Source organism: Nocardia sp. JMUB6875 (assembly GCF_041154655.1).
Taxonomy (GTDB): domain Bacteria; phylum Actinomycetota; class Actinomycetes; order Mycobacteriales; family Mycobacteriaceae; genus Nocardia.
This window is the reverse complement of the sequence record NZ_BAAFGR010000241.1, coordinates 1-8,601: the sequence shown is the minus strand read 5'-3', so window position 1 is coordinate 8,601 and position 8,601 is coordinate 1. Positions and strand designations below refer to the sequence as shown.

General features: G+C 69.4%; 5 protein-coding genes and 1 pseudogene. 2 read left to right on the top strand and 4 right to left on the bottom strand.

The genetic code is table 11. The annotated features are described in order from the left end of the window. Positions 1 to 1,823 (top strand): DUF2339 domain-containing protein (locus ACAM49_RS36310; protein WP_369640063.1); only part of this gene is annotated, 1,823 nt, incomplete at its 5' end. A gap of 57 nt (positions 1,824 to 1,880) precedes the next feature. On the opposite strand, the gene ACAM49_RS36305 is transcribed toward ACAM49_RS36310, so the two are convergent. The 4 genes from ACAM49_RS36305 to ACAM49_RS36290 form a co-directional block, all read right to left on the bottom strand. Further along, a complete protein-coding gene (locus ACAM49_RS36305) occupies positions 1,881 to 5,036 on the bottom strand; it encodes an MMPL family transporter (RefSeq protein WP_369640062.1) in 3,156 nt (1,051 codons plus the stop codon). Next, positions 5,036 to 5,806: an NYN domain-containing protein gene (locus tag ACAM49_RS36300; RefSeq protein WP_369640061.1), complete on the bottom strand. Its 771-nt coding sequence runs from the start codon at positions 5,804 to 5,806 to the stop codon at positions 5,036 to 5,038. The genes ACAM49_RS36305 and ACAM49_RS36300 overlap by 1 nt, the downstream gene beginning before the upstream one ends. Beyond that, positions 5,803 to 6,540: a tRNA (guanosine(46)-N7)-methyltransferase TrmB gene (gene trmB / locus ACAM49_RS36295; RefSeq protein WP_369640060.1), complete on the bottom strand. Its 738-nt coding sequence runs from the start codon at positions 6,538 to 6,540 to the stop codon at positions 5,803 to 5,805. Before trmB ends, ACAM49_RS36300 begins: the two co-directional genes overlap by 4 nt. A gap of 67 nt (positions 6,541 to 6,607) precedes the next feature. After that, the gene (locus ACAM49_RS36290; RefSeq protein ID WP_369640059.1) at positions 6,608 to 7,954 is read right to left on the bottom strand and encodes a lipase family protein; all 1,347 of its coding nucleotides are present in this window, start codon (positions 7,952 to 7,954) and stop codon (positions 6,608 to 6,610) included. A 231-nt stretch (positions 7,955 to 8,185) separates the two neighbouring features. Here ACAM49_RS36290 and ACAM49_RS36285 point away from each other — a divergent pair. Continuing rightward, a pseudogene (locus ACAM49_RS36285) lies at positions 8,186 to 8,601 on the top strand (hypothetical protein); the annotation flags it as partial.

Below are 8,601 nucleotides of genomic sequence, written 5' to 3'. Positions count from 1 at the left end.
CCCCCACCCAGGTGGCGGGCGCAACCATGCCCATGGCCACCGGCTGGGGCCAGTCTGTTGCGGGGCAAGGTGTTCCGGTCCAGGCCGGTGCCCCTGCCGTGCCGCCACGCACCGGATGGACGCCTCCGGGGTGGCAGCCGCCCACGTATCAGCAGCCCTCGTATCAGCCCATGCCGCCGTTGCCGCGGCAGCAGCGCAGCGCCTACGCACGGCCGATTCGGGAGCCGTGGTGGCAGCGGGAAGGGGTGATCAGCCGGGTGCTGGCCATCGCCGGGGTGGCGGTCACGCTCATCGGCGTGGTCATGCTGTTGGTGCTGGCGGCACAGGCCGGGTTCTTCGGGCCGGTGCCGAGAGTCGTTGCGGGCGCGCTGTTCTCGGGCGCGCTGGTGGCGGCCGGTGCCCGGGTGTACGCCAAGGCGGGCGGCCGGGTCGGGGGAATCGCGTTGGCGGCCACCGGTATCGCAGGGGGATACCTGGACGTCATCGCGATGACCACGATCTACCACTGGCTGAATCCGGTGGTCGGGTATGTGTTGGCGCTGGGTATCGCCGCTGGAGGTGTGGCGCTGGCTGTGCAGTGGCGGTCGCAGGCGCTGGCCGTGCTGGTGATGTTGGGTGCGGCGGTGCTCGCACCGTTCGTGACCGTCGAGCTGGCGCTGCTGGGCTTCCTGATCGTGCTCCAGATCGCCTCCCTCCCAGTGCAATTGGTGCGGGACTGGCCGTTCCTGCACGTGGTGCGCACGGTCCCGGCGGTGCTCGCGACGCTGGTCGCGGTGGTCGCCTCGGCCCTGGGCCTGGATTCCGACGGCGCTCCGGCCTCGGATCGTTTCCAGGTGCTGGCCGCCGCCATCGTCATCGCGGTCGCCGGCCTGGTGGGCGCGGTGCTCTCGGTGCGGCGGCGGGACGGGGATGTCGCGGCGAGCCTGACCTTCGCGGCGGCGACTCTACCGATGCTGGCCGCGCCGATCATGTTCGGCCGCACCGGATCCACCGTCGTGTCCGCGTCCTTCGCGGCCGTGCTGCTGCTCGTCGCGGCGCTGCCCTGGCTGCCGAAACTGTCCGGGGCCGTGCGGATTCCGGCGCATCTGGCCGTGGTGTCCGCGCTGACGGGTGCGTTCGCCCTACTGGAGGCGTGCATCGGTATCACCCGGGTGGACACCCTGCCGCTGGCGCTGTCGGTCGTCGCCCTGGGCTTCCTGGCGGTGGCCGGGCAGCAGCGGTCGCGGGTGGCCGCGGGCATCGGTGCGGGCTTCGGCGCCATGGACGCGGTGAACTTCTTCTATCTGGCCGATCCGGGAACGCTGGCCGGTCAGTCGGAAGCCGAAGCACGCCTGGGCATTTCGACCGCGCTGTCGGCGCTGGCCCTGCTCGCGGTGCTGGCGGTCGCGGGCTGGTGCGCACGCCGCCTCGGCCTGCTGGATCGGGAATCCGACACCACCGTGCTGTCGGTGTTCGCCGGAATCGGCGGGCTCTACGCGGTCACGGCCCTGACCGTCTCGCTGGGTGTGGCCACCGGCAACCCGGACGGCTTCCGGGCCGGGCACGGGATCGCCACCATCGTGTGGATGGCGGCCGCGACGGCCGCCCTGCTCTTCGGTCTGCGCCGCCTGGCCCGGACCCCGCAGCAAGCGAAAGTCGCACTCGCCGCGGGACTTCTGGTGACCGCGGCCGCACTGGCCAAGCTGTTCCTGTTCGACCTGGCCACCCTCGACGGGCTGGTCCGCGCCGGGGCCTTCCTGGTGGTGGGTGTCCTGCTCCTGGTGGTCGGCACCCGCTACGCCCGGACCTTCGCCGAGATGGATACGCGCACGCCGACCGCGTAGCAGCATGAAAAACGAACGCCCGGCCGAGAATCCGGCCGGGCGTTCGTTTGTGTCCGATCAGTCGCGGTTCTGGCGGCGGAGCAGTTCGTTGACGCTGACCGTGCGGCCCTCGCCGCCGCGGTGCTTGGCGTCCTCCGGCTTGGCGTCCTCGTCGGCCTTGGGACGGCGCTTGGACGAACGCAGATCCGACATCCATTGTTCGATGCTGCTGCGGCCGCCGCCGGTGCCCTCCTCACCCGCCGCGTGATGCGTCGGATGTGCTTCCGTGGCAGCGGTATCCGGGGCTTGCTCGGACTCGGGCGAATGCGGCTGGTACAGCTGCGCCCGCGTCGCCGGATGCGGCGGGAGCTTCGGCGGCTGGGGTGCCTGCGTGGGCTGTGCCGATTCGGCGGGAGCCTGCGGCGGCAGCACCCGTTCGTGGCCGACCGGGGGCTGTGAGACCGACGGCAGGTCGCCGCCACCGGCATTCGCGGATCCCTTGAGGGGAGAGGCGAAGTCGCCGATGGGGTGCGGCGCCATCGGCCCGCGCGCCGGCGAACCGGAGCCCAGGTCGGTGGTCGGCGCATCCGGCGAGGCCGCGCTGGTCACCCGGCGCGGCGGCAGCTTGGCGCCGGAATCCGCCGGGGCGCCCAGGTTGGTCATCGGTGCGGCGGTGGGGGTTTCGCCCGCCGGGGGCTCCGCTTCGGCATTCGGCACCAGACCCGAGAGCGGGCTCGGCGTCGGGCTGCCGGTGACGAAGGACGGAGCCGCGGTCGTCGACGGCGTGACGCCATGGCCGGGACGCGCTGTGACGGAGGGGAATCCGGGCGCGGGACGCTCGGTCTCCGATGTCGTCCCGGTGGTCGGCGAGGCCGTGGCGGTCGGCGGGGTCGACTCGGGCCGGTCGATGCGCTGGGTCGGCGCCTCGCTGTCGATGTCGACGGTGCGGCGCGGGCGCGGCTTGCGCGGGCGGGCGGGCATGGAACCGTCGGTGAGCAGCGGGATCTGCATGGTGACCGGGTCGGTGACCGGGGTGGTCTTGACCAGGTCGATCACCTCGCCGCCGCCGGGCCGCTCATCGTCGAGGATGGGCTCGCCCAGCCCGATCTTCTGCTGGATCTTCTTCATCCACTTGGGCGCCCACCAGCAGTCGTCGCCGAGCAGCTTCATGGTGGCCGGGACCAGCAGCATGCGCAGCACGGTCGCGTCGATGAACAGCGCGGCCACCATGCCGTAGGCGATGTACTGCATCATCACCAGGTCGGAGAACGCGAACGCGCCGGTGACCACCAGCAGGATGAGGGCGGCCGCGGTGATGATGCGGCCGGTCTGCGCGGTGCCCGCGCGCACCGCCTCGGTGGTGCTCGCGCCCTGGGTGCGCGCTTCGACCATGCGGGACAACAGGAATACCTCGTAGTCCACGGATAGGCCGTAGATGATCGCGATGATCAGCACCAGCACCGGCGCCATGATCGGCTGCGGTGTGAAGTTCAGCAGCGAGGCGCCGTGACCGTCGATGAAGATCCAGGTCAGGATGCCCAGCGTCGATCCGAGGCCGAGCGCGCTCATGAGCGCCGCCTTGAGCGGCAGCACCAGCGAGCCGAAGGTGAGGAACATCAGGATCGTGGTGACCAGCAGGACGATGACGATCATCCACGGCATGCGCTGCATGAGCGTGTCGAGGCTGTCCATCATCAGCACCGGCTGACCGGTGACCATGACCTCGGCGTCGTCGGGGACCTCCATCGACCGCAGATAGTCGACCGTCGCGTCCGGGTGCGCGCTGTCCTGGATGGTCGCGTCGGAGGTCCAGACGTTGGATCCGTTCGGCGGCTTGCTCGGAATGGCGAACTGGGCGTTCTTCACCAGCCCGGGAGCCTGATTCGCCTGCGCGAGAATCGGACCGATGTTCTTGGAGTTGTCGGTGATGATCACCAACTGCACCGGATCGGCCTTGCGCAAGGGGAAGGTCTCGTCGAAGTGCTGCTGCGCCAGCCGGACCGGATTGTCAGGCGGCAGATAGGTTTCCGAGATGCCGCCGAACTGCAGGTTCTTCACCGGGATGATGAGCAGCAGCAGGCCGATCGTCAGTGGGATCGCGACCTTCAGCGGATGCTTCATCACCCACGCGGTGAGCTTGCCCCAGAATCCGGCCTCCACCTCTTCGGCGGTCTTGGTCTTGCGAATCCACTTGAGGCTCAGGCTGTCCACGCGCGGACCCAGAATGCTCAGCAGCGCGGGCAGCACGGTGAGCGAGGTCAGCATGGCCAGCAGCACCGCGGCGATGGTGCCGTAAGCGACCGACTTCAGGAAGCCCTGCGGGAACAGCAGCATGCCGGCGCTGGCGGCGATGATCATGGTCGCCGAGGAGGTCACAGTGCGCCCGGCGGTCATGACCGAGCGGCGGACGGCCGCGCGCGTGTCGTAGCCCTCGGCCAATTCCTCCCGGAACCGGCTCACGATGAACAGGCCGTAGTCGATCGCCAGGCCCAGCCCGATCATCGAAACCACCGCGGAGACGAACGAGTTCACCTCGGTGTACTTGGTCAGGGCCATGATGATGCCGTTGGCGGCGATGATCGTCAGACCACCGATGATCAGCGGCAGCGCGGCGGCGACCACGCCGCCGAAGATGAAGAACAACAGGACCGCGACGGCCGGCAGGGCCAGCATCTCCATGCGCTTCACGTCGCTGGCGATCGTGTTGTTCAGGGTGAAGGCGACCGGCTGCAGACCCGCGACCTCGACCTTGACGCCCGGAACGGAGAAGGCGTTCTGCACCGCCTTGTAGGCGTTGAGCATGTCGGTGTCATTGTCGGCGTCGAGCGCGAGCGTGGCGAAGGCGTGCTTGCGATCGGGGCTGACCGTCTGCGCGACCTGCTGGCCCGTATCGGTCTTCCACGGCGCGACATTGACTTTGGTGATCTGCGGATGGTCCTTCGGCAGCGCGTTCAGGCTGTCGACGACCTTCTGGCTCCACTCCGGATCGTCGACGGTCTTGCCGTCGGGCGCGGTGTACAGCAGCACCACATCACTGTTGTGATCGCGGCTGTACACCGAGTCCTTGAGCACCGACGCCTTGGTCGACTGCGAGGTCGGGTCGAACCAACCGCTGGAGCTCAAGTGGTCCTCGAGCCCCAACCCGAACGCGCCGAGAGAGAGCAGTGCCGCCGCCATCACACCGAGAACGGTGTAGCGCAGCTTGTAGACCAGGTCGCCCCAGCGGGTGAACACTAAGCGACTCCTTGAGCGGGGCGGGAGGTGAGCAGGGCGGACAGCGGCCGGAACGGCTGCAGCCAGGCTCCCTCGTCGGGCAGCGAGTCGAGGCTGACCCGGGGCAGCGGTTCGCGGAACACGCCCGGGATGTCCTCGAGGTCGATGAACTCGAGAATATCCGACGTGACGGCCCAACTCGCGTGCTCGCGGAAACCCAGCACCTGAACCGGCACCCCGGAAGCGGCCAGTTCCTCGAGCGGTGCGCGGAACGCCTGCCCGTCGGCGGAGGCCACCATGATTCCGGCCAAACCGGCACCGCGGCGACGCAATTCGATGTGGGCGAGCATGTCGGAGTCGACATCGGAGTCTTCGTCGATCTTGGGTTTGGCGAAGACGGCGTAACCGACATTGCGCAGCGCCTCGACCCAGGGCCGCACCACATCGGCGGTGCCCGGGGCGATATTGGTGAAGACCGTGGCCTCGGGTTCGACGCGGGTGACGCTGCCCACCGACAGTTCGGCGGTGCGGGCCAGCAGCCAGCGGCCCAGCGCGTCGAAGCGCGGGCGGTAGGCGGCGGTCGGGCGACCGCCGAGGATGGCGCCGAGACCCATGTCGAGGTTCGGCGCATCCCAGACCAGCAGGACGCGACGCACGTCGGTGGCGGTGCCGCCGAGGGCCACCGCGGTGCTGCCGCCGAGCCCTGTGGTGCCCGATAGTTCGGCCGACGGGGTGCCGTGCATTAATCCGGCAACTTCCTCGACCTCGGGGGCCATCTCACTGACGCTCATGATTCGATCTTCCCCCAGATGAACTCCGTGATGGCGCTACCCGCGCGGAGTCCTTTGTTTTCGAATTTGGTAATCGGACGTTCAAAACCAATCGGTGCCTTGGTCCGATAGGCCTCGGGATCCCCGCCCGTGGGCTCGTTCATGCCGATGAGCTGCGGTTCGGCATTTCCGTAGAGGCCGATCCATTCCGCGTAATCGGCATGATCAGTAGCGACATGCAACACGCCGCCCGGAATCAGCCGAGTCGCGATGAGTGCGAAGGTTTCCGGCTGCAGCAGCCGTCGCTTGTGGTGCCGCGCCTTCGGCCAGGGATCCGGAAAGAACACGCGAACGCCCGTCAGCGATTCGGGAGCAATCATATTTTCCAGGACATCCACGGCATCGCCGCGCAACAGCCGGAGATTCTCGATCTGCTCGCGCTCGATCCGCTGCACCAGCTGCGCCAGGCCCGGCTTGTAGACCTCGATGCCGATCAGATTGAACTGCGGCTCGGCCTGCGCCATGGCCGCGGTGGCCGTGCCGGTGCCACAGCCGATCTCGACGATCAGCGGGGCCGAGCGCCCGAACCAGGCGTCGGCGTCCAGCTTTTCGTCGGACACGTCCTTGCCGATCCGCGGCCACACCCGATCCCAGGCCTCCTGCCGCGCGGGCGAGACCGCGCCGCGACGGGCGCGGAAGCTGGTGACCCGGGGGTAGAGACGGTTGCCCGTGTGCTGGTTCGCGGCGTCGTTCACGGCGTCCATTGTCCAGTATTGCTTCTTTAGCGCAGCAATCGACCGGGGTTGCCGCGGCCGCGATCGGTCAGGCCGCCAGGCCCGAGACCTCGTCGGACGCCGGTGCGGCCGGCCTGCGCAAGGGCAGGCCGAGCGTGACTCGCATTGCGGTAGTTGCCATTTCCACCATGCCCCGCCAGTGCGCCGGGGACAGCGCGACCGACCATACGGTCTTGGTTGTGGGTTCGGTAAGAGTTTTCCCGGCCAGCCGATCGGCCAGCCAGTCCAGGCTCATCGGGGTCGCCAGCGGCAGCAGCGAGAAATGCTCGCTGAGGCGATCGCGGACGTACCAGACCGCCGCGCCGCCGGCCCGGTAGCGCTCCACCTGGCCGTCGATGCCCGCGGCGTCGATGACCTGGTCGTGCACGGGCTGCACCACCAGCACCGGACAGGCCGGGGTCCGATTGCCCAGGCGCAGATCGTCGAACATGTCCTCGAGGTCCGGCAGGATCTCGGCCAGCGGGCGGGTCAGGATGTCGTCCATGCGGCGGCCGACCAGCAGCGGCAGCACCGCGATCGGGCCCAGGCTGCGCGCCCGGTCCAGCAGGCGGCGGCCCTCCGGCGTGAAATCGCGGCGCACCACCTCGGCCATGGCCGGATACACCTGCCGCAGCGCGGCGATCACGATGGCCGGGAAACCCGCGAACGCGGTGCCGTCGAGGTTCAGGAAGACGTGACGGGGATCGCCGACCGGCGCACCCAGCACCGCGCCCACGATATTCAGCTCCGGCGCGTACTCCGGGGCCATCTCCACCGCCCACGAACTGGCCATGCCGCCACCGGAATAGCCCCACACGGCCACCTTCGTGTCCGCGCGCAGGCCCAGCGGCGCGAAACGCAGTGCGGCGCGGACGCCGTCCAGCGCGCGGTAGCCCGGCTCTCGCGCCACCCCGAAATTGCCTTGCGGCCCTTCGTGATCCGCGATGGTGACGGCCCAGCCGCGGCGCAGGGCGCCGGCGACCAGCAGCCATTCCAGCTGGGTGATCGAACCGGGCGAGAGCGCGCCGCGGCGCAGCGCGTACGAGGGTGCGCAGCGGTCGGTGACCGCGTCCATGGCGGTCTGGAAGGCCAGCAGCGGGCGATCCGAATCCGGCTCGGCCCCGGCGGGCAGCAGCACCGTGGTGATCGCGACCTCGGGCTTCCCGTCCAGATCCTGGCTGCGGTACAGCAGTTGCCAGGCCGTCACGTGCTGGGGCACCAGGCCGAAGAGCGCGATCTCCACCTCGCGGTGGCGCAGGATCGTGCCGGGCGCGTGTCGGGCGAAGCCGCGCGGTGGATGGAAGAACGGATCCCGGCTCGGCGGCAGTGGCCGGGCGGGTTCGCGATCCGGCCTCGGTGTTTCGGATACCCGGATGACGTCGGCGTTGACGGTCATCGCTACCTCCCCTTGTCGCGGCGGCCGTGGGGGGCGCCGCAGCCGTGCATCGGCGCTGATGCCGACCGAATCGCCAGAGTAGGCCAGCGCGAAGTGTCTGTGAAGAGGCGTCGCGCTGAATTGTGCTGGCGCACAGGCAGTGTCGAATTCGTGCCAATTCTCACCGGGTGACCTGCCGGTTTGTGATCCGAAACGCGCACCCGCCCAGCAGGTTCCGGCTAGGCTGCCCGCGTGCCGGTCGGGCGACCTCCTCGCATCCAGGTGACGGGCCGCGCCCGCGCGGGCAAAACCACCCTGCGACATGCGCTCTCACTGCTCACCGCCGAAGAAACCCGACCTGTCGACCAGCCCGGGCAACCCCCTCCCATCCTCGACGCCGACCTGCTCCTCTACGTCCTCCCCGGCACCGCCGACCCCGCCGACCGCCGCCTGCTGGCCACCCTCGCCCCCGACCGCACCCTTGTAGTCCTCAACAAGGCCGATTCCATAGGGACCCGTTGGTCCGATGCCGCCGCACGCGCCGAATCGATCACCGCTGACCTCGGCCACCAGGTATTCCCCGTGGTCGCCTCCCTCGCCGCCCGCACTCGCTCCGGCACCCTCACCGCCGTCGACCTCGACACCCTCGCCGACCTCGTCACCCACCC